Source organism: Pseudomonas sp. GL_093 (genome assembly GCF_057837605.1).
This window is the reverse complement of record NZ_CM174448.1, coordinates 6,111,880-6,131,835: the sequence shown is the minus strand read 5'-3', so window position 1 is coordinate 6,131,835 and position 19,956 is coordinate 6,111,880. Positions and strand designations below refer to the sequence as shown.

Sequence of the window (19,956 nt, the reverse complement as noted above, 5' to 3'; positions counted from 1 at the left end):
CAACAATAATCACAAGAGGACCGCACGATGAGTTCACCCCTGCGTATTGCCCTGATCGGGGCTGGCAACATGGGCCAGCAGCACTACCAGCATCTGAAGTCGCTGACGGAAGCGACCTTGTGCGCAGTGGCCGATCCGGGTCCGCAAGCCGCGGGTCTCGCGGCGGAATGGAGCGTGGCGTATTTCGCTGATCACCGTCAGATGTTGGAGCAGGTGAAGCCAGACGCGGTGATCGTCGCCAACCCAAACACGCTGCACGTCAGCACCGCACTCGATTGCCTCGCTGTCGGCGTGCCAGTCCTGCTGGAAAAACCGGTGGGCGTGCATAGGGATGAAGTCCGCGAGCTGGTCGCCGCTTCGAAAGCTTCAGGCGTTCCTGTGCTGGTCGGTCATCATCGCCGACACAATCCGTTGATCGTCCGCGCCCATGAACTGGTGCAAAGCGGCGCACTGGGCCGGCTGACGACGGTGACCGCGCTCTGGCAGTTGCGCAAACCCGACAGCTATTTCGAGACGTCCTGGCGCCGCGAACCCGGCGCGGGAATGTTGCTGACCAACCTGATTCACGACCTCGATCTGCTGCGGCATCTGTGTGGCGAAGTGCGGCAGGTTCAGGCGATCACCAGCAACGCGGTGCGCGGGTTTGCCAACGAAGATTGCGCGGCGGTGTTGCTGCAATTCGACAGCGGCGCGCTGGGTAGCCTGACCGGTTCGGATGCGGTCGCGGCGCCCTGGAGCTGGGAGCTGGATTCCGGGGAAAACCCGGTGTACCCACGTCAGGCCGATCAGCCGTGTTATCTGCTGGCCGGGACCGGTGGTGCGTTGAGCATTCCGCAACTCAAGCGTTGGCACTACGCCGACACCGATGGGGGATGGCATCAACCGTTGCTGCCGGTGCAGGAAAACTTCAGCGCCGATGAAGCGCTGCGTTTGCAGTTGCAGCATTTCGTGCGCGTGGCGCGTCGGGAAGTCGAGCCGTTGGTGAGCGTCGCCGATGCCGCTCGCACGTTGGCGCTGATTGAAGCGATACGCGAGGCCGCCGAAACCGGCCGTGCCTGTGCACCGACCTTGATCGAGGGTTGAACATGAACAGGAACGATCGGATCTTTTCCCTGGCCAGCCTGACAGTGCTGGAATTGTCACCACCGGAGATGGTCGAAGTGGCAGCACAGGCTGGTTACAGTCATGTCGGATTACGGTTGGAGCCTGCGACGCCTGAAGAACACCACTTTGCGCTGGTCGCCGATGTCGGGTTACGGCGCAGGACATTGGCGCGACTGCGCGATACCGGCATTCGTGTGTTGGATGTCGAAATCCTGCGCCTTAAACCGGAAACCGTCGTCGCCGATTTCGAGAAAATTCTGGCGGTCGGTGCCGAATTCGGTGCCAGTGAATTGCTGGTGGCCGGTAACGATGCTGACGAACAGCGGCTCACCGATAACTTCGCTCGGCTGTGTGATCTGGCGGCACCTTACGGGCTTCATCCGCATTTGGAATTCATGCCGTGGACCAATGCACGCAATCTCGAACAGGCGGTGCGCATCGTTGAAAACGCGGGGCGTGAAAACGGTGCGGTGTTAGTGGATGCCTTTCACTTCGACCGTTCGGCTTCGCGGCTGGAAGATCTGGCCAGAGTTGCCCCGTCACGGTTACGGTATGTCCAGCTGTGCGACGTTGCCGGGCCACGGCCGAAGGACATGGCGGAAATTCTGCGCCAGGCCCGTAACGAGCGGCGTTTTCCGGGCGATGGCGATTGTGATCTGGCGGGGTTGTTGCAGTGTTTACCGGCCGATATTCCGTTGAGCCTGGAGATCCCCACCGTGAAGTTGCTTGAGCAAGGCGTGAGCGGGTTGCAGCGGGCGCGGATGGCGTTGAGTAAAACCCATGAGTTGTTAGCGCGGCTGTAAGGGATGCTTTTAAATAGTTGCTGCAAAACACAAGGGATACCGAATGACTGTCAGCACTCCGCTCTCCGGCGTAAACCAACCCTTCAAAGGGATTCTGCTGATCGTCGTTGCGACCTTCCTGTTTTCCAGTCACGACGCCTTGTCGAAATACCTCTCGGGCTTTTACCCGATCGTCATGGTGGTCTGGGCCCGGTATGTGGTTCACACCTTACTGATGGCCGGGATTTTTCTGCCGCAATCCGGGCTGGGTGTCCTACGAACCAAACGGCCGTTACTTCAGCTGTTGCGGGCGTTGTGCCTGTTGGGCACCAGTCTTTTTTTCACCACCGGCTTACAGTACATCCCCTTGGCTGAAGCCACGGCGGTCAACTTTCTTGCGCCGGTTCTGGTGACTGCGCTGTCGGTGCCACTGCTTCGCGAGCACGTCACGCGTGGCCAGTGGATTGCAGTGATTTGTGGATTCATCGGCGTGTTGATCATCGTCCATCCCGGCGGAGAACTCTTTACCCCGGCGGTGTTGCTGCCGCTCTGCTCGGCGCTGTTTTTCTGCTTCTATCAGTTGCTCACCCGCAAGCTCAGCAACATCGACAGCCCGACCACCAGCAACTTCTTCGCCGGGCTGTGCAACACCCTGGTGATGAGCGCGCTGGTGCCATTCTTCTGGCAAGTCCCCAGCCTGGGCCATGGATTCATGATGGTGGCGCTGGGCGCCTGCGGGATGACGGCTCACCTGTTTCTGACACAAGCCTTCCGCCACGCAGCCCCTGCGTTGTTGGCGCCGTTCGGTTACTGCCAGATTGTCTTTGCCGGTTTGCTGGGCTGGTTGCTGTTTTCTCACACGCCGACCCTGACCACGGTGGTCGGGATCGCGGTGATTTGTTGCAGCGGGTTGGCGGCAGCCTGGCAGCAGAGTCGTCGCTGAGGCCGTTCAAAACCTGAAGCGCACGACCAGGTTTTGCAGGCCTGCCGCCAGTTGCGATAACGCTTGGCTGGTGGCGCGGGTCCGGGTCGAGGCATCGGCGCTTTCAAGCGACAAGTCGCGAATGTTCAGCAGATTGCGATCCACCTCTCGAGCCACTTGCGCCTGTTCTTCCGAGGCACTGGCGATCACCAGATTCCGTTCGTGTATCTGCTCCATCGCTTGGGTAATTTGCGCCAGAGCCAGGCCCGCCTGTTCGGCAATCGACAGGGTTTGGGCCACGCGTTGACTGTTCCCGTGCATCGACAGCACCACGCTGTCGGTATCGCCCTGAACCCGGCCGATCATCTGTTCGATTTCCCGGGTCGATTGCTGGGTACGATGGGCCAGCGCCCGGACTTCATCGGCGACCACCGCAAAGCCGCGCCCGGCTTCTCCGGCACGGGCGGCTTCGATTGCGGCATTGAGTGCCAACAGATTGGTCTGTTCGGCGATGGCGCGGATCACGTCCAGCACCTTGCCGATTTCCCGGGATTGCTCGGCCAGGGTCTGAACCTGTTGCAGTGCGATGCCGGAATCGGCACTCATCGCCTGAATCGAGTTCAGTGTTTCGATCACCCGCGCCTGGCCCTGGCTGGCTTGCTGAGTGGACTGGCGCGTGCTGTCGGAGGTCGAGACTGCATTGCGTGCGACTTCTTCCACCGCGACGGTCATTTCATTGACTGCCGTGGCGGCTTGCTCGATTTCATTGTGTTGCTGCTGCAGGCGACTGGAGTCCTGCTGAGTGCTCTGGTTCATCTGCCCGGCGGCTGTGGCCAGTTGGGTCGAGGTGGCGCTGATCAGTTGCAGGGTTTCGCGCAGGCTGGTTTGCATGACCGACAAGGCCTTGAGCAAGCGCGCCGTTTCATCGGAGCCGTGGCTCTGGATCGGTGTGCTCAGGTCACCGGTGGCGACTTGCTCGGCCACTTTTACCGCCTGACGGATCGGCACAACGATGCTGTGAATCAACAGCCAGGCCAGGCACAGGGTCAGGACCGAGACAGCAATAAGGGCCCCGATCACAGTGGTCTTGACCTGGCTGTAGAGCGAATCGGCGTGCTGGGTCGACTGGCTGACTTCGTTGGCGGTGAGAGCCATCAGTTCGGCGAACTGGTCGCCAGTCTGGGTCGAGTAATCCTGGATTTTGCCATTGAGCAACGCGGTCATTTCTTCGTTGCGGTTTTCCCGCGACAACGTTTCGTATTGCGCCAGTGCCTGGCGGTAAAGGGTGACGGTGGCGACGAACTTTTCGTACGGGCCCCGGTTGTAGTCGCCGACCAGGGGCGTGAATTTCTCCAGGCTCTGCTCAAGCCAACCCTGCACCTGATGCAGACGGGCGACGGTTGCGTCGAGCACCTTGGGCTCGCGGTTGAGCGCCATGCGCAGGCTGAGCACGCGAATACTCAGTACGTAATCGCGGATTTCACCCAGGTAGCGGGTGCTGGGCAGGGAGATGTTTTCAATGTGCTGGCCGGTCGCGCGTACTTCGGCGACCTGTTTGAGGGCAAACAACCCCTGCAACAAGACCAGCAGGGCAATGACGCCGAAGCTGATCGCGGCGCGTTTGGCGATACTCAGGTGACCTGGCGACATGGGTTGACCTCTGTGGAATCGAGAGAGAAAAACGTGAATGCAGGAACGGCGGGCATAAAAAAGCGCAGGCCTGAAATCAGGCCTGCGCCGAGGGAACATCAGACTTCTACGGTAGGAATCTTGCGCGGTGCCATGAAGTACATCCAGATCAGCGCGATGAAGTACATCGCCGGAATCATGGTGAACAGCACGGTGTAGTTGTTATTGGTGATCGTCAGAATGTGGCCGACCAACTGGGTCATGAACATCCCGCCGATGGCCGCGCACATGCCACCGAAGCCGAACACCGTACTCATCATGTGTTTAGGCGTGTAGTCCATCACCAGGCTCCAGATGTTCGCGGTCCAGGCCTGGTGCGCACCGATGGCCAGGGAGATGGCGAACACGGCGACCCACAGACTGCTCGAACCCGCCGCCATGATCACGCCGACGATGCAGCAGGCGAACAGGAACATGGACATCAGCCGCGCCTTGATCGGGTTGACGCCGCGGCCGATCAGGAACGAGGACAGGATCCCGCCGCCGACGCTGCCGAAATCGGCAGTGAGGTAGATGATGATCAGCGGGATGCCCATTTGGGTCACGTTGATCCCCAGGTTGTATTGCTGATTGAGGAACGGTGGCAGCCAGTAGAGGTAGAACCAGAACACCGGCGCGGTGATCGCGTAAGCCAGGGCGAAGGCCCAGGTGCCACGCATGCGCAGGATTTTCGAGAACGGTACGCGGGATTGTTCCGGTTCGACTTCTTTCTGGATGTAGTCCAGTTCCGATTGTTTAACGCTCGGGTGATCTTCCGGGTTGAAGTACTTCAAGCCCCAGAACAGCAACCAGATTCCGCCCAGTGACGACATGCACAGGAACGCGGCCTGCCAGCCCCAGACATGCAGGATCAGCGGCAACAACATGGGGGTGAACATCGCACCGACGTTGGTCCCGGCGTTGAAGATGCCGGTGGCCACGGCGCGTTCGCCGGCCGGGAACCACAACCGGGTGGTCTTCACGCACGCCGGGTAGTTGGCGGCTTCCGTCAGACCCAGAATGAATCGGCAGACCATGAAGCCGACGGCCGACGTGGCCAGGCCATGGGCGCCGGTCGCCAGGCTCCAGAGCAGCACGGCGAAGAAGAACACGCGCTTGACGCCGACCCGATCGATCAACCGGCCTTGCAGCACGAAACCGATGGCGTAGCCGACCTGGAACCAGAAGTTGATGTTGGCGTAGTCCATCGCCGTCCAGCTCATTTCCTTGGCGAGAATTGGCTGCATCACGCCCAGTGCGGCGCGGTCGATGTAGTTCAGGGTGGTGGCGAAGAACACCAGCGCCAGCATGCCCCAACGGGTTTTGCCGACCGCCATCGCGCCGCGGATCTTGTCGCCGATGCCACCAGTGGCAGGAGTCATGGAGGAACGCTCCACGGGAGAGCTTTGAGAAGGAGTCATGTAGGCCACCGATTATTTTTATGTGGTGTTCTGGGTCTTTGGTAACCGGGTCCTGTTGTTTACGGCCGGACCCAATGTGGTGCTGATGTTGCGCAGTGGACGAAAAATCGTCAATTCGCCAAGGGCCATTGTGTTCGATAATCGCACGCAAAACTAACCGGGTAGTACACTTTGGATTGCTGTGTCGATTCGACCGGCCAATAATCCACCCCAAGTTAAACGCGATCCCTGTAGCAGCTGGCGAAGCCTGCGTTCGGCTGCAGAGCAGTCGTTAAATCAGGCGATGCGGTCTTGCAGGTAAACCGCGTGCACAGGGTTTACGACTGCTCCGCAGCCGAACGCAGGCTTCGCCAGCTGCTACATAAAAGCGTGCGATGTCGATAACAAGACTGTCTCCAACACCGGGAGTCGAAATATGCAGCGTTCCATTGCCACCGTGTCCTTGAGCGGTACCCTGCCGGAAAAACTTGAAGCCATCGCCGCCGCCGGTTTCGACGGGGTGGAGATTTTCGAGAATGACCTTCTCTACTACGACGGCAGTCCGCGGGAAATTAAACAGATGTGCGCCGATCTCGGGATCGCGATCACGCTGTTTCAGCCCTTTCGGGATTTCGAGGGCTGCCGCCGCGACCGCTTGCCGCGCAACCTGGAGCGGGCCGAGCGCAAGTTCGACCTGATGCAGGAACTGGGCACGGACCTGGTGCTGGTGTGCAGCAACGCCTCGGCCGACGCCATCGGTGACGAACAGATTCTAATCGACGACTTGCGCCTGCTGGCCGAGCACGCCGGTGCCCGTGGTTTGCGGATCGGCTACGAAGCGCTGGCCTGGGGCCGTCACGTGAACACTTATCAACAGGTGTGGAACATCGTCCGTCAGGCCGATCATCCAAACCTCGGCGTATTGCTGGATAGCTTCCACACGCTGTCACTCAAGGGTGATCCGAGCGCGATTGCCGAGATTCCCGGCGACAAGATTTTTTTCGTGCAAATGGCCGACGCGCCGATCCTGGCCATGGACGTGCTGGAGTGGAGCCGGCATTTCCGCTGTTTCCCCGGCCAGGGCGAATTCGATCTGCCGGGTTTCCTCGCACCGATCATCAAGAGCGGTTATACCGGGCCATTGTCGCTGGAGATCTTCAACGATGGCTTCCGCGCCGCGCCGCCACGGGCCAATGCCGCCGACGGTTTGCGCTCGTTGCTGTACCTGGAAGAGAAAACCCGCGAACGTCTGGCACAGGAAGCCACGCCACCGGCCACTGTCGACATTCTGTTCGAGACGCCCAAGGCCAGCGAGTACAACGGCATCGAGTTTCTTGAATTCGCCGTGGACGAAAGCCTTGGCGCCAAGCTGTCCCATTGGCTGGAACGGCTGGGTTTCGTCAAGGCCGGCCAGCATCGTTCCAAGAGCGTGAGCCTGCTGCGTCAGGGTGATATCAACCTGATCCTCAACTCCGAGCCTTACTCGTTCGCCCACAGTTTTTTCGAAGCTCACGGCCCCTCGCTGTGCGCCACTGCCGTGCGGGTCAAGGACAGCGCCAGTGCGCTGGCCCGGGCCGTGGCCTATAAAGGTCAGCCGTATCGCGGGCTGGTTGGCCCCAATGAACTGGAACTCGCCGCGGTGCGCGCGCCGGATGGCAGTCTGATTTATCTGGTGGACCAGGACGCCGATGTCTACGGCACCGACTTCAATCTGCAACCCGCCGCCATGGCCAGTGGCGGCCTCAAGCGCATCGACCACATGGCCATGGCGCTGCCGGCCGACAGCCTCGACAGTTGGGTGCTGTTCTATAAAAGCCTGCTGGATTTCGAAGCCGACGATGAAGTAGTGCTGCCTGACCCGTACGGTCTGGTAAAGAGTCGGGCGCTGCGCAGCCGGGACAGTTCGATCCGCTTGCCGCTGAACATTTCCGAGAACCGCAACACCGCGATCTCACACGCGCTGTCGAGTTATCGCGGCTCCGGCGTGCATCACATCGCCTTCGATTGCGACGACATCTTTGCCGAAGTCAGCCGGGCCAAGGAGGCGGGCGTACCGCTGCTGGATATCCCGCTCAATTACTACGATGACCTCGCCGCGCGGTTCGATTTCGACGACGAGTTCCTCAGCGAACTGGCCTATTACAACGTGCTCTACGACCGCGATGCCCTGGGTGGCGAGCTGTTCCATGTGTATACCGAGCCGTTTGAAGGACGCTTCTTCTTCGAGATCATCCAGCGCAAGAACGGTTACGCAGGTTACGGCGCAGCCAATGTCGCGGTGCGACTGGCGGCGATGGCCAAGTCTCGAAGCGGTGCCGTACGTCAGGCAAAGTTGTAGGAAAATCGTAAACACGGGTACAAACCGCCGCCGCACGGCTTCCTTCACTGTGCGGCGCGGCCCATAATCGCCAACCTGTGCAGTGATGGCCGTGAGCCCGCAATGACGATAACTTCAGAACTCTCCGCAGCGCCCGACGAGCCGATTGTCGAGCCGCGCAAGAGTCGCAAGAACAACCCGGAAAAGACCCGCGAGAACATCCTTCAAGAGGCGATTGTCGAGTTCGTCCAGCAGGGACTTTCCGGCGCTCGCGTCGATGCGATTGCCGAGCGCATCCACACCTCAAAACGCATGATCTATTACTACTTCGGCAGTAAGGAACAGCTCTACATCGAGGTGCTGGAGAAACTCTACGGCGATATCCGCAGCACCGAAAACCGTCTGCACCTGACCGAACTGGCTCCGGTCGAGGCTATTCGGCGGCTGGTGGAATTCACTTTCGACCACCATGATCGCAACGTCGACTTTGTGCGGATTGTCAGCATCGAGAACATTCACAACGCTGAATACGTGAAGCGCTCCGATGCGATCAAGGCGATGAACAACACCATCCTCGATTCACTGGGCGAGATTTTGCGTCGCGGTGCTGAGGAAGGCGTGTTCCGCGCGGGGCTCGAGCCGTTGGATGTGCATCTGCTGATCAGCTCGTTCTGCTTCTATCGCGTGTCGAACCGCCATACCTTCGGTGAGATTTTTCAGGTCGACTTGCCGGACGAAAGCATCAAGCAGCGTCATCGCGAGATGATTTGCGAGTCGGTTTTGCGCTATCTGCAGGCCTGATGTGGGGTGAGGGGATTGCCCCCTCGCCACATCCGTTCAGCCATTCATGCTCTGAAAATGTTCCAGCATCCGCTGCGCATCCGGCACCACGCCGCTGAACAACTCAAACGCCTTCACCGCCTGAAACACAGCCATGTTGCCGCCATCCAGCGTGCGGCAACCCAACGCGCGGGCATTTCGCAGCAGTTCGGTTTCCAGCGGGAAGTAAACAATCTCCGCCACCCACAACTCACCGCGAAGCAATTCAACCGGCACTGGCATGCCCGGCAGTTTTTTCATGCCCATGGGGGTGGTGTTCACCAGACCGTCAGCCTGGGCCAGGGTGCTCGGCAAGTCATGGCCCGCCACAGCCCGGCCGACGCCGAAATGTTGATTGAGATTGTCCGCCAGGCTCTGGGCACGGCTGATCTCCACGTCAAAAATGTTCAGCAGCTGTACGCCTTCACTCAATAGGGCATGGGCCACTGCCGCGCCAGCGCCACCGGCGCCCATTTGCACGACGCGCTCAAGGGCAACGCCCTTCAAGCCTCGACGAAAACCCTCGGCGAACCCCAGGCAATCGGTGTTGTGGCCGATGCGTTTGCCGTCCTTCAACACCACCGTATTCACCGCCCCAATGCCTCGGGCTTCTGGTGACAACTCGTCGAGCAGCGGGATGATCGTCTGCTTGCACGGAAAGGTGATATTCAGGCCGGTGAAGTTCATCCGCTCGGCGGCGATCAGCAGGTCGGGCAGGGCACTGCTGTCGAGTTTCAACGGGTCCAGATCGATCAGGCGATAGAGGTAACGCAAACCCTGGGCATCGCCTTCATGCTCGTGCAGCGCCGGGGTGCGAGAAGCCTGGATGCCGGCGCCGATCAGTCCGGCCAGCACAGCGTTGGTCTGAGTCACGGCGTTCACCCCTTCAAACGTTGGCTGAAATGCTCCAGCGCCAGACGATAGCCGTGGCTACCGAAACCGGCCATCACCGCCGTGGCGATGGCCGAAACAAAAGAGTGGTGGCGGAAGGGCTCGCGGGCATGAACGTTGGACAGGTGGACTTCGATCACCGGCAATTCGCTGGCGACCAACGCATCGCGGATCGCGACCGAGGTGTGGGTCCAGGCGGCCGGGTTGATGACGATCCCGGCGCAACGGCCGCGCGCGGCGTGAATCCAGTCGAGCAATTCGCCTTCATGATTGGTCTGGCGAAATTCCACCGCCAGGCCGAACTCTTCGGCGGCACGACCGCACAAGGCTGAGATGTCGGCCAGTGTTTCGTGGCCGTAAGTCGCCGGTTCACGGGTGCCGAGCAGGTTCAGATTCGGGCCGTTGAGCACCAGAACGATAGGGGGCATCGGGGTATCTCCACTTATTGTTTTTGGCATTGGCCGAGAGTTTCAGCCTGTGGAGATAAATTGTACTAGCTGGTTAATTTGGTCAATTGAAGAGGCGGTTCTCAGGGTTAATGTGTGCGGTGATCGGACGGTTTCGGCTTTTCAGAGGGGCAGATGCTCCACCAGGAAATCGATGAACGCCCTTAAGCGCAGCGGCATATGGCGAGTTTGCGGGTAGAGCAGGGTGAACGGTCGCGAGCGTCCGCCATAAGGCTTGAGCACTTCCACCAGCGAGCCATTGGCCAGTTCGTTTTCGACAATGAAGCGATAGGTCTGAAACAGTCCCGCCCCGTGTTTGGCCAGGGTCACGCCGCCCAGTACGTCGTCGGAACAACTGAGATTGCCCTCGGCCAGAATCTCCCGATGCACGCCATTGTCGTTGAACAGCCAGGCAATCCGCCGACCGCTGCTAGGCAATTCGTACTGGATGCACTCGTGCTGTTTGAGATCGTCCAGCGTTTGTGGAACGCCCGCGTGCTTCAGGTAGTCAGGACTGGCAATCATCACCAGCGGGGCGTCTTCCAACTGTCGGGCGATCAGGCCGGAATCCGGAATCGCCCGTACGCGAATCGCCATGTCATAGCCTTCACCGACGAAATCGATGTTGCGATTGCTGATGTGCGACTCGACCTTCACCGCTGGAAAGCGTGCCCGAAATGCCGGCAACAGCGGCAGAATCCGGTGATGGGCATAGGTGGTGGGAATGCTGATGCGCAAGGTGCCGGAAGGCTGTTGCTGCTGGCCCATGACCTCGCGCTGGGCCTCGACCAGTTGCGCCAGCGCCTGACGACATTCCTCGTAATACCGCCGACCACTGTCGGTCAGTTTGACGCTGCGGGTGGTGCGGGCAAACAACCGCACGCCCAGGCGTTCCTCCATGCGCGATACCGAGCGGCTCACGGCTGCGGGCGTCACGCCAGCCACCAGCGCGGCGGCGGTAAAGCTGCCAGCCTCGGCAGCCAGACAAAACAGTTCGATGCTGCCCAGCTGAAGATCGTCGAATTGTCGCTGCATGATTGATTACACCGAGGATCAAATGAAGGACTGAATTTCGCCACTGTAAATGAAATTGTCGAGACGGTGGTTTACTTGGCCCGTGCCGATTTCACCATCATTTTTGTGGAGGCGGTGAAAGGATTGCTTACCAATTTGCGCCGTTATCCGCCGGCCTGATAAGAGCCTGAGCACTAGGCTCAATGGCGGATGGCTGATCGAAAGCTCAGCGCCAGTTATCGGATTTTCCAGGGAATGTCGGGTCTTCGGGCTCATTAACCTAACGGATGGGTTAGCATGAGATTATTCAGCTACAAAGGGTTTTCAATGGTGATCATGTTGCGCGACGAGCACTGCCCGCCGCATGCACATGTGGATGCCGGAACCTGGAGTGCGCGCTTCAAATTCAGCTTCTGGCACAACAGTGTCGAGCTGTGGGACGTGGTTCCTCATTCTCGCAGGCCACCTGTGGCGGTGCTGGAAGGGTTGCGTCACGCGCTCGGACAACCCGCTCATTTGCGCCGCGCTCGGTGTATCTGGTGGGACAAGCTGCACACGGTCTGCCTCGATCATCAGATATGGGACTGGCAAACCAGCGAAGTCGTGGTGGTAAAAAGGGTCGCCAGTACGACCTGCATGATTGGCTCGGCTTGCTATGAGCCCGAGACGAACAAGACCCTACTGGCGCTGATGGGCGTTCCGGAGGGCGTGGAGATCGAACTATGAAAACGATAACAGCAAAAATGTTGGTGGATCGGCCCGTAACCGAAGCCGTGCTGGATGAAGCCATCCAGCGTGGCCAAGTGCGCCACAAAGGCGGTCTGCGGGCGACTTCGGTGACCTTTGTGGAACCGTGTCTGGCGGTCAATTTCATTGATGGCAGTGGCGTGCTGTTGCCCGTGCAGCACTATCCGGAGTTCGATGATTTCGACGTCGAGGATTTCGCAGACCTGAAAGTCGGCTTTTCCGGGACAGCCCTTTGCCACGAGGGCAAGGATCTGCAGGTCTCCATCGCCGGGATGGTTTCGGCCAGCAAGCCGCTGATGGATATGGCCGCGTCGGTCATCGCCTCGCGTAATGGTCGCCAAAGCAGTGCCGCCAAGGCTGAGGCTGCGCGGGCCAATGGCCGTAAGGGCGGGCGTCCGCGCAAGACAGATATCACCCTTTAAGCACGCACAAAAAAGCCGTCGTGATGACGGCTGATTTGTTTCTGCCAACGGCAATCAACGACGGGTCAACAACACCCCGGATTCCATGTGATGGGTCCACGGGAACTGGTCGAACATTGCGCATCGGGTGATGCGATGGGTGTCGTGCAACTGGGCGATGTTGGCCGCCAGGGTTTCCGGGTTGCAGGAGATGTAGAGGATGTTGTCGAAGCGACGGGTCAGCTCGCAGGTGTCCGGATCCATGCCGGCGCGAGGCGGATCGACGAAGACGCTACCGAACGCGTAGCTCTTCAGATCGATACCGTGCAGACGACGGAACGGACGAACTTCGTTCAGGGCTTCGGTCAGCTCCTCGGCGGACAAGCGCACCAGGGTGACGTTATCCACAGCGTTTTCGCTGAGATTGCTCAACGCGGCATTGACCGACGCTTTGCTGATTTCGGTGGCCAGCACTTTGCGTACGCGCGTCGCGAGCGGCAAGGTGAAGTTGCCGTTGCCGCAATACAGCTCCAGCAAATCGTCGGAGCGATCGCCGAGTGAGTCGTAAGCCCAGTTGAGCATCTTCTGGTTCACGGTGCCGTTGGGCTGGGTGAACGCGCCTTCCGGCTGGCGATAGCTGAAGGTGCGACCGCCGACGTCCATCTGCTCGACCACGTAATCGTGGCCGATCACTTCGCGTTTGCCCTTGGAGCGGCCGATGATGCTGACATTCAGGTCGGCTGCCAGTTTCGACGCTGCCGCGTGCCAGTGCTCGTCCAGCGGGCGGTGATAGCACAGCGTGATCATCGCATCGCCGGCCAGGGTGGTCAGGAACTCCACTTGGAACAGCTTGTGGCTCAGGGCTGCGCTGGCTTGCCATGCCGCTTTCAGCTGCGGCATCAACTCGTTGATGCGCAGGCTGGCGATCGGGAATTCTTCGATCAGGATCGGCGTGCGTTTGTCTTCCTGGGAAAACATCGCGTAGTGACGCTCACCGGCTTCGCGCCACAAGCGGAATTCGGCGCGCAGGCGGAAGTTTTTCAGCGGCGAGTCGAACACCGCAGGTTCTGGCGCACCGAACGGGGCCAACAGGTCACGCAGGCGCGTGACCTTCTCTTCGAGCTGAACGGCGTAAGCCTGGGAATCAAAAGTCATGCGTTGAACCAACCCAACTTGATCACGAACAGAATCGACAGAATCACCAGTGCCGAGTTCAGCTCACGGCCGCGGCCGGACAGCAACTTGATTGCGGTCCAGGAGATGAAACCGAAGGCGATGCCGTTGGCGATGGAATATGTGAACGGCATGGCCAGAGCAGTGACCACGACCGGTGCGGCGACGGTGATGTCGTCCCAGTCTATTTCGGCCAGGCCGGATGTCATCAATACCGCGACGAACAGCAGTGCAGGCGCGGTAGCAAAGGGTGGAACGCTGGCCGCCAATGGCGAGAAGAACAGCGCCAACAGGAACAGAATCGCCACGACAACAGCGGTCAGGCCGGTGCGGCCACCGGCACTCACGCCGGCTGCGGACTCGATGTAGCTGGTGGTGGTCGAGGTGCCCAGCAGCGAACCGGCCATGGCCGCGGTACTGTCGGCGATCAGGGCGCGGCCCATTTTCGGCATGTGGCCGTCCTTGCCCATCAGGCCGGCGCGCTTGGCGACGCCGATCAGGGTGCCGGAGTTGTCGAACAGATCCACGAACAGGAAGGCGAAGATCACGCTGACCAGACCGATGTCCAGGGCGCCCTTGATGTCCAGTTGCAGGAAGGTCGGGGCCAGGGACGGTGGCATCGACATGACGCCGCCGAACGGGGAGAAGCCCATCACGATCGAAACGATGGTCACCGTCAGAATGCCGATCAGTACCGCGCCGCGCACTTTAAGCGCTTCGAGCGCTACGATCAGGGCAAAGCCGAGGGTCGCGAGGATTGGGGCCGGTTGTTTCAAATCGCCGAGGCCGACCATGGTGGCCGGGTTGCTCACCACGATGCCCGCGTTATGCAGGGCGATCAGGGCCAGGAACAGTCCGATACCAGCGGCAATCGCCGAGCGTAGCGCCAGTGGGATGCTGTTGATGATCCATTCGCGAATGCGGAAGATCGACAACAGGAAAAACATCACCGCCGAGATGAACACTGCGCCCAGCGCCACTTGCCAGGTGTGGCCCATGTGCAGGACCACGGTGTAAGTGAAGAAGGCATTCAAGCCCATGCCCGGCGCGAGAGCGATCGGGTAGTTGGCGATCAGGCCCATTACCGTGGAGCCGATGGCGGCTGCCAGACACGTGGCGACGAACACCGCGCCCTTGTCCATGCCGGTCTCGCCGAGGATGCTCGGGTTGACGAACAGAATGTAGGCCATGGCCAAAAAGGTCGTGAAGCCCGCCAGAATCTCGGTCCGCACGTTGGTGTTATGTGCCTTGAGTTGAAACAGCCTTTCCAGCATGTCTGCTCCCCGTGGCGCGCCAGGCGCCGTGAATGTATCGACCTCAACAGCAAAGCACAGACCGCTGATGGCGCCTGGTAATTTTCTGTGGGTCGGAAAAAGCCGCGCATCATACCAGCAGCGTGGGTCTATGGCTGCTTATGGCTGCGATCGTCGTCGATGTTTTGCGGAAAAGCCAAGTGCGCCATACTGCGCGCTCGTTTTGGGGGTACTTATGTATTGCATGAATAAACGTCTGATTGCCGTATTCGCAATGGCGATCGCCATGTTCCTGGGGGCACACACCGCTTCGGCTGCATCGGCGGCGCCGTTGAGTCAGGTGAAGGTACTCAAGGTCGAGTCGCCGGCCTGCGGCTTTGAAGACATCGCGCAGGGGCAAGAACAAACCCGCTGCAATCACAGCGGACCGAACATCAAGGTCTACGTGCTGGAAGTCGGTTACGGTCGTAGCGCGCATGTCGGGCTGGATGGTTTTGAGGTGAACGGCACCCGGACGCCGGTCTGTGCGTTTGATAACGGTAATCTGACCGATTGCACCGTCGGGAAAAAAACCGTCGGCTATCTGTATGTCTTCGATCTGGCGGGTAAACAGGAAGGCACGTTCACCTTCAGCAACACGTCGATCAACGCGCCCGGCAATACGCTGTCGACGCAGCTTTACATCAAGTAACGGCGGACTCGAACAAGGGGCAGGAAAGCTGACTACGCTTTAAAGATCATCCTGTGGATTGTGCCCATGACCTTTAGAGCTCTGATTACCCTCGCCGAGGGCATCGATGACCTGCAAGCAGTGACCCTGATCGATGTGCTGCGCCGTGCCAAGGTTGAATTGGTGGTGGCCAGCATCGAGGGGCGGCGCATGCTCACCTGCGCGCGCGGCACCCGAGTGACGTCCGATGCGATGCTGGTGGACGTGCTGGCACAGCCGTTCGACCTGATCGTCCTGCCCGGCGGTGCCGTTGGGGCGCAACATCTGGCGGCGCATCAACCCCTGCAACAATTGATCAAGGATCAGGTGGCGGCCGGGCGCCTGTTCGCCGGCATCGCCGAGGCCCCGGCGCTGGCGCTGCAAGCCTTTGGCGTACTGCGTCAGCGGCGCATGACCTGCCTGCCATCGGCCAGCCATCAACTGTTGGGGTGCAACTTCGTCGATCAACCGGTGGTGGTCGATGGCAACTGCATCACTGCCCAAGGTTCAGGGGCGGCGCTGCAATTCGCCTTGACGCTGGTGGAACAACTCTGCGGTAAGGCCAGGCGAGCGGCGGTGGCGGGGGAGTTGGTGGTTTAGAGAGTGTCAGGCGTGGACGGCAATGGGTTCGATGACCGGTTGCTCACGCTGCTCCGCCTGCCAAAGATCGTAGTCGGTCTGAACACCTAGCCACATTCTGGCCTTACCAATTCCAGCCCGCTCCAGGCGTACCGCCAAATCAGGACTGATCGGTGCGTGGCCATGCAGCACTCGCGACAGATGCGGGCGCGCAAATCGCAGGTGCCGGGCCAGCTCTGTGACGCTGATGCCCAGTTCAGGCAATACATCCATCAAAAGGGTTTCGCCAGGGTGTGGCGGGTTGTGCATGGTCATGTCCTGCCTCCTGTCAGTGGTAGTCCAGATAGTCGACCAGTTCGATGTCTGAACCGATAAAACGAAAAATAACTCGCCAGTTCCCCGAAACGCTCAGTGACCAATATTCGGTCAACTCTCCCTTGAGTGGGTGTAATCGCCATCCCGGAAGGTCCAGATCGCCAGGTAGTGTTGCGCGGTCCATGAACTGAAGCATTCGAGACAGACGCTTCGCATGGTCTGCGCGGATTCCACGAGTCGAACCTGTTTCATAGAAGCCACGAAGGCCTTTGTGCTGAAAGGATTTGATCATGGGACAAGTGTAAGGCGATACATTACACCCGATGCACTATCTATGTATTGCACCTGCCCGGCAAAAGTGTGATTGGCAACTGCTCTATACCTTCACTTCTTCCACCGGCACATGCATTCGGTCGCGGTTAGCCAGGGTCGGGAACAGTTTGATCCACGCCCCGTTCACCACCAATGTGCCAATACCGCCCATGACCACCGCTGGCACGGTGCCGAACCAGTGGGCGGTCAAGCCTGATTCAAACTCGCCCAACTGGTTCGAAGCGCCGATGAACAGACCGTTCACGGCACTGACCCGGCCGCGCATTTCATCCGGGGTTTCCAGTTGCACGAAGGAGGCGCGGATCACCATGCTGATCATGTCCGCTGCGCCCAACACCACCAACACCGCCAGGGAAAACCAGAATGAGGTCGACAGGCCGAACGCAATGGTCGCGACACCGAATACACCCACTGCGGTGAACATGACCCGTCCGACGTTGCGTTCTACGGCAAATCTCGCCAGGTACAGCGACATCAGCAGCGCACCCACCGCTGGCGCCGAACGCAAAAGGCCCAGACCCCAAGGGCCGGTCAGCAGGATGTCCTTGGCGAACACCGGCAGCAACGCCGTCGCGCCACCGAGCAATACCGCAAACAGATCCAGAGAAATCGCCCCGAGAATGTCCGGACGACTGCGAATGAAACGGATGCCCGCCAGCAGCGAATCCAGGGTTGCCTTGCCCTTGTTCAGCGGTGTCTGCCGTGCAGGCAGGTTGAGCATCAGCATGCAGGCGATGATGTAGAGGATCACCGTCGGGCCGTAGACCCAGACGCTGCCGAAGGCGTAAAGCAGCCCACCGAGGGCCGGGGCAACGATAGTCGCCGATTGCTGTGCGGATTGGGCGGCAGCGACGGCGCGGGGGAACAGCGCGCTGGGCACGATGCTCGGCAACAGGGCCTGGGTGGTCGGCATCTCGAAGGAGCGGGCGGCACCGAGCAGGAACGCGAGGATGAAGATCATCTCCCGGGTGACATTGTCGGTCGCGCTGCCGATGGCCAGCGACAGGGCGATCAATGCTTGCAGGGACTGACAGATAGCCGCGACCTTGCGCCGGTCATAGCGGTCCGCGACATGCCCGGTGTGCAGCATGAACAGCACTCGCGGGGCAAACTCCACCAGACCGACCAGGCCCAGGTCGAGCACATTGCCGGTCAGTTGGTAGAGGTTCCAGCCAATGGCTACCGTGAGCATCTGGAAACCGCTGGCGGTAAACACCCGAGCCAGCCAAAACGCGATAAATGGGCGGTGATGACGTAACAGCAAGGGCGCTTGGCTGGGCATCTGAGGGCCGGTCTTGAGCGAGGGAGGGTCGAGATTATCACCAAGCTGTAACGAAAAGTTGCAGGGCTGGGAAATTTCGTTAGCTAGACACCGATATGCCTGGCCCGCATCGGTGAGGCAACCTGTCACGCGGCAAAAGACCACACCGTCCATCGTCAAAAATGGGACTACTCTTTTAACGTTGCTTGATCCAGATCAAGACCGCTCGTGGAATTGATCCGGCGGCCAGATGGCCAGACTCCCTACGTTGTGATGTTTGTAAAAAAAGAACGAATTCAAATTCGCCACACTCCATATCCGTGGGGGCAGTGGGTGTAGGCCACAAGCCTTCAGCCGATATTACCTGACAGAGGAAGACTTATGTTCGGTTTGGAGGCACTTGATCTCGCCCGGATGCAGTTCGCGTTCACCATTTCGTTTCACATTCTATTTCCCGCCATCACCATTGGCCTGGCGAGTTACCTGGCGGTGCTCGAAGGCCTGTGGCTGAAAACCCATAACGACACGTACCGCGATCTGTACCACTTCTGGTCGAAGATCTTTGCCGTCAACTTTGGCATGGGTGTGGTCTCCGGACTCGTCATGGCCTATCAGTTCGGCACCAACTGGAGCCGTTTCTCGGACTTTGCCGGCTCGGTGACCGGGCCGCTGCTGACGTACGAAGTACTCACCGCTTTCTTCCTCGAAGCCGGTTTCCTCGGTGTCATGCTGTTCGGCTGGAACAAGGTCGGGCGCAATCTGCACTTCTTCGCCACGGTCATGGTCGCCATCGGCACACTGATATCGACCTTCTGGATTCTCGCTTCCAACAGCTGGATGCAAACACCGCAGGGCTATGAAATCGTCAATGGCCAGGTGATTCCGGTGGACTGGCTGGCAGTGATCTTCAACCCGTCGTTCCCGTACCGCCTGATGCACATGGCGACGGCGGCGTTCGTTGCGACGGCCTTCTTCGTCGGCTCCTCGGCGGCCTGGCATTTGCTGCGTGGCAAGGACAACCCGGCGATCCGCACCATGCTCTCGATGGCCATGTGGATGGCCTTGATCGTGGCGCCGATTCAAGCGGTCATCGGTGACTTCCACGGGCTGAATACGCTTGAGCATCAGCCGGCGAAAATCGCCGCGATTGAAGGTCACTGGGAAAACGTCGGTGATGAACCGACTCCGCTAATCCTGTTTGGCTGGCCGGACATGAAAGCCGAGAAGACCAAATTCGCGGTAGAGATTCCGTATCTGGGTAGCCTGATCCTCACGCACTCGTTGGACAAACAGGTCCCGGCACTCAAGGAATTCCCGCCTGAAGACCGGCCGAATTCGACCATCGTGTTCTGGTCGTTCCGGATCATGGTCGGGCTCGGCTTCCTGATGATCTTCACCGGTTTGTGGAGCCTGTGGCTGCGCAAACGCGACAAGCTGTATACCTCGCGGCCGTTCCTGTACCTGGCGTTGTGGATGGGGCCGTCCGGCCTGATCGCGATCCTCGCCGGTTGGTTCACCACTGAAATCGGCCGTCAGCCGTGGGTCGTCTATGGCCTGATGCGCACGGCGGATGCGTCCTCCAATCACAGCTTCATGCAGATGAGCATCACGTTGATCATGTTCGTCGTGGTCTATTTCGCGCTGTTCGGTGCCGGTCTGGGCTACATGATGCGCTTGGTGCGCAAAGGGCCGAAGATCGACGAAGGCAAGGAAACCAATGAGGGTGGTCCTGGCCGGAAACGCACGCCGGCCCGTCCGATGTCCGCCGCCGATGACAACGGTGATAGCGACCACAGCCCCAGCCTGACCAAGGAGATTTGAC

General features: G+C 59.7%; 20 protein-coding genes. 10 read left to right on the top strand and 10 right to left on the bottom strand.

Annotated features, from left to right (window positions below; all coding sequences use genetic code 11):
* The first annotated feature begins 27 nt into the window (after positions 1–27).
* From AC3IUE_RS28295 to AC3IUE_RS28285, 3 genes are read left to right on the top strand one after another with little or no spacing between them, the layout of a single operon-like run.
* Positions 28–1,083 carry a Gfo/Idh/MocA family protein gene (locus AC3IUE_RS28295; RefSeq protein WP_489264368.1) on the top strand — a complete coding sequence of 352 codons (1,056 nt, stop codon included), beginning with the start codon at positions 28–30 and terminating at the stop codon, positions 1,081–1,083.
* 2 nt (positions 1,084–1,085) lie between these two features.
* Positions 1,086–1,907: a sugar phosphate isomerase/epimerase family protein gene (locus tag AC3IUE_RS28290; protein ID WP_056744634.1), complete on the top strand. Its 822-nt coding sequence runs from the start codon at positions 1,086–1,088 to the stop codon at positions 1,905–1,907.
* Positions 1,908–1,950: 43 nt separating this feature from the next.
* Positions 1,951–2,829: a DMT family transporter gene (locus AC3IUE_RS28285; protein WP_056744635.1), complete on the top strand. Its 879-nt coding sequence runs from the start codon at positions 1,951–1,953 to the stop codon at positions 2,827–2,829.
* A gap of 6 nt (positions 2,830–2,835) precedes the next feature.
* On the opposite strand, the gene AC3IUE_RS28280 is transcribed toward AC3IUE_RS28285, so the two are convergent.
* Positions 2,836–4,458 (bottom strand): methyl-accepting chemotaxis protein, encoded by a 1,623-nt coding sequence (locus AC3IUE_RS28280; RefSeq protein WP_489264367.1) that lies wholly within the window; start codon positions 4,456–4,458, stop codon positions 2,836–2,838.
* Between the two features lie 98 nt (positions 4,459–4,556).
* Positions 4,557–5,858: an MFS transporter gene (locus AC3IUE_RS28275; protein ID WP_489264366.1), complete on the bottom strand. Its 1,302-nt coding sequence runs from the start codon at positions 5,856–5,858 to the stop codon at positions 4,557–4,559.
* Positions 5,859–6,312: 454 nt separating this feature from the next.
* Between AC3IUE_RS28275 and quiC the strand changes: the two genes are divergently transcribed.
* A complete protein-coding gene (gene quiC, locus AC3IUE_RS28270) occupies positions 6,313–8,214 on the top strand; it encodes a 3-dehydroshikimate dehydratase QuiC (protein WP_461999909.1) in 1,902 nt (633 codons plus the stop codon).
* A 102-nt stretch (positions 8,215–8,316) separates the two neighbouring features.
* Complete coding sequence (locus tag AC3IUE_RS28265) at positions 8,317–8,994, top strand: TetR/AcrR family transcriptional regulator (protein ID WP_056744640.1); 678 nt, start codon at positions 8,317–8,319, stop codon at positions 8,992–8,994.
* Between the two features lie 36 nt (positions 8,995–9,030).
* Here AC3IUE_RS28265 and AC3IUE_RS28260 read toward each other — a convergent pair whose 3' ends face one another.
* From AC3IUE_RS28260 to AC3IUE_RS28250, 3 genes are all read right to left on the bottom strand, one after another.
* A complete protein-coding gene (locus AC3IUE_RS28260) occupies positions 9,031–9,885 on the bottom strand; it encodes a shikimate dehydrogenase (RefSeq protein WP_489264365.1) in 855 nt (284 codons plus the stop codon).
* Positions 9,886–9,890: 5 nt separating this feature from the next.
* Positions 9,891–10,331, bottom strand: coding sequence for a type II 3-dehydroquinate dehydratase (gene aroQ / locus AC3IUE_RS28255; protein ID WP_008084592.1), 441 nt, complete (start codon positions 10,329–10,331; stop codon positions 9,891–9,893).
* A 141-nt stretch (positions 10,332–10,472) separates the two neighbouring features.
* The gene (locus AC3IUE_RS28250) at positions 10,473–11,384 is read right to left on the bottom strand and encodes a LysR family transcriptional regulator (RefSeq protein ID WP_489264364.1); all 912 of its coding nucleotides are present in this window, start codon (positions 11,382–11,384) and stop codon (positions 10,473–10,475) included.
* Positions 11,385–11,660: 276 nt separating this feature from the next.
* Here AC3IUE_RS28250 and AC3IUE_RS28245 point away from each other — a divergent pair, with 276 nt between their 5' ends.
* Positions 11,661–12,089 (top strand): hypothetical protein, encoded by a 429-nt coding sequence (locus AC3IUE_RS28245; protein WP_056744643.1) that lies wholly within the window; start codon positions 11,661–11,663, stop codon positions 12,087–12,089.
* Complete coding sequence (locus tag AC3IUE_RS28240; protein ID WP_056744646.1) at positions 12,086–12,532, top strand: DUF2442 domain-containing protein; 447 nt, start codon at positions 12,086–12,088, stop codon at positions 12,530–12,532. The genes AC3IUE_RS28245 and AC3IUE_RS28240 overlap by 4 nt, the downstream gene beginning before the upstream one ends.
* Before the next feature lie 54 nt (positions 12,533–12,586).
* Here AC3IUE_RS28240 and trmA read toward each other — a convergent pair whose 3' ends face one another.
* Together trmA and AC3IUE_RS28230 are read right to left on the bottom strand one after the other, a co-directional pair.
* Complete coding sequence (gene trmA / locus AC3IUE_RS28235) at positions 12,587–13,666, bottom strand: tRNA (uridine(54)-C5)-methyltransferase TrmA (RefSeq protein WP_489264363.1); 1,080 nt, start codon at positions 13,664–13,666, stop codon at positions 12,587–12,589.
* Entirely contained in the window at positions 13,663–14,958 is a 1,296-nt protein-coding gene (locus AC3IUE_RS28230) for an NCS2 family permease (RefSeq protein WP_056744649.1), read from the bottom strand. Before AC3IUE_RS28230 ends, trmA begins: the two co-directional genes overlap by 4 nt.
* A 214-nt stretch (positions 14,959–15,172) precedes the next feature.
* On the opposite strand from AC3IUE_RS28230, the gene AC3IUE_RS28225 reads away from it, so the two are divergent.
* Both AC3IUE_RS28225 and AC3IUE_RS28220 read left to right on the top strand, forming a co-directional pair.
* Positions 15,173–15,628, top strand: coding sequence for a DUF4879 domain-containing protein (locus tag AC3IUE_RS28225; RefSeq protein WP_489264362.1), 456 nt, complete (start codon positions 15,173–15,175; stop codon positions 15,626–15,628).
* A 66-nt stretch (positions 15,629–15,694) separates the two neighbouring features.
* The gene (locus AC3IUE_RS28220) at positions 15,695–16,246 is read left to right on the top strand and encodes a DJ-1 family glyoxalase III (protein WP_223431671.1); all 552 of its coding nucleotides are present in this window, start codon (positions 15,695–15,697) and stop codon (positions 16,244–16,246) included.
* A 6-nt stretch (positions 16,247–16,252) separates the two neighbouring features.
* On the opposite strand, the gene AC3IUE_RS28215 is transcribed toward AC3IUE_RS28220, so the two are convergent.
* The 3 genes from AC3IUE_RS28215 to AC3IUE_RS28205 form a co-directional block, all read right to left on the bottom strand.
* Complete coding sequence (locus AC3IUE_RS28215) at positions 16,253–16,540, bottom strand: HigA family addiction module antitoxin (protein ID WP_489264361.1); 288 nt, start codon at positions 16,538–16,540, stop codon at positions 16,253–16,255.
* A gap of 13 nt (positions 16,541–16,553) precedes the next feature.
* Positions 16,554–16,832, bottom strand: a complete 279-nt coding sequence (locus AC3IUE_RS28210; RefSeq protein ID WP_082555882.1) for a type II toxin-antitoxin system RelE/ParE family toxin — start codon at positions 16,830–16,832, stop codon at positions 16,554–16,556.
* An 84-nt stretch (positions 16,833–16,916) separates the two neighbouring features.
* Positions 16,917–18,155: an MFS transporter gene (locus tag AC3IUE_RS28205; RefSeq protein WP_489264360.1), complete on the bottom strand. Its 1,239-nt coding sequence runs from the start codon at positions 18,153–18,155 to the stop codon at positions 16,917–16,919.
* A gap of 360 nt (positions 18,156–18,515) precedes the next feature.
* Between AC3IUE_RS28205 and AC3IUE_RS28200 the strand changes: the two genes are divergently transcribed.
* On the top strand, positions 18,516–19,955 hold the full coding sequence (locus tag AC3IUE_RS28200; RefSeq protein WP_489264359.1) for a cytochrome ubiquinol oxidase subunit I: 1,440 nt from the start codon (positions 18,516–18,518) through the stop codon (positions 19,953–19,955).
* Position 19,956: the final 1 nt, after the last annotated feature.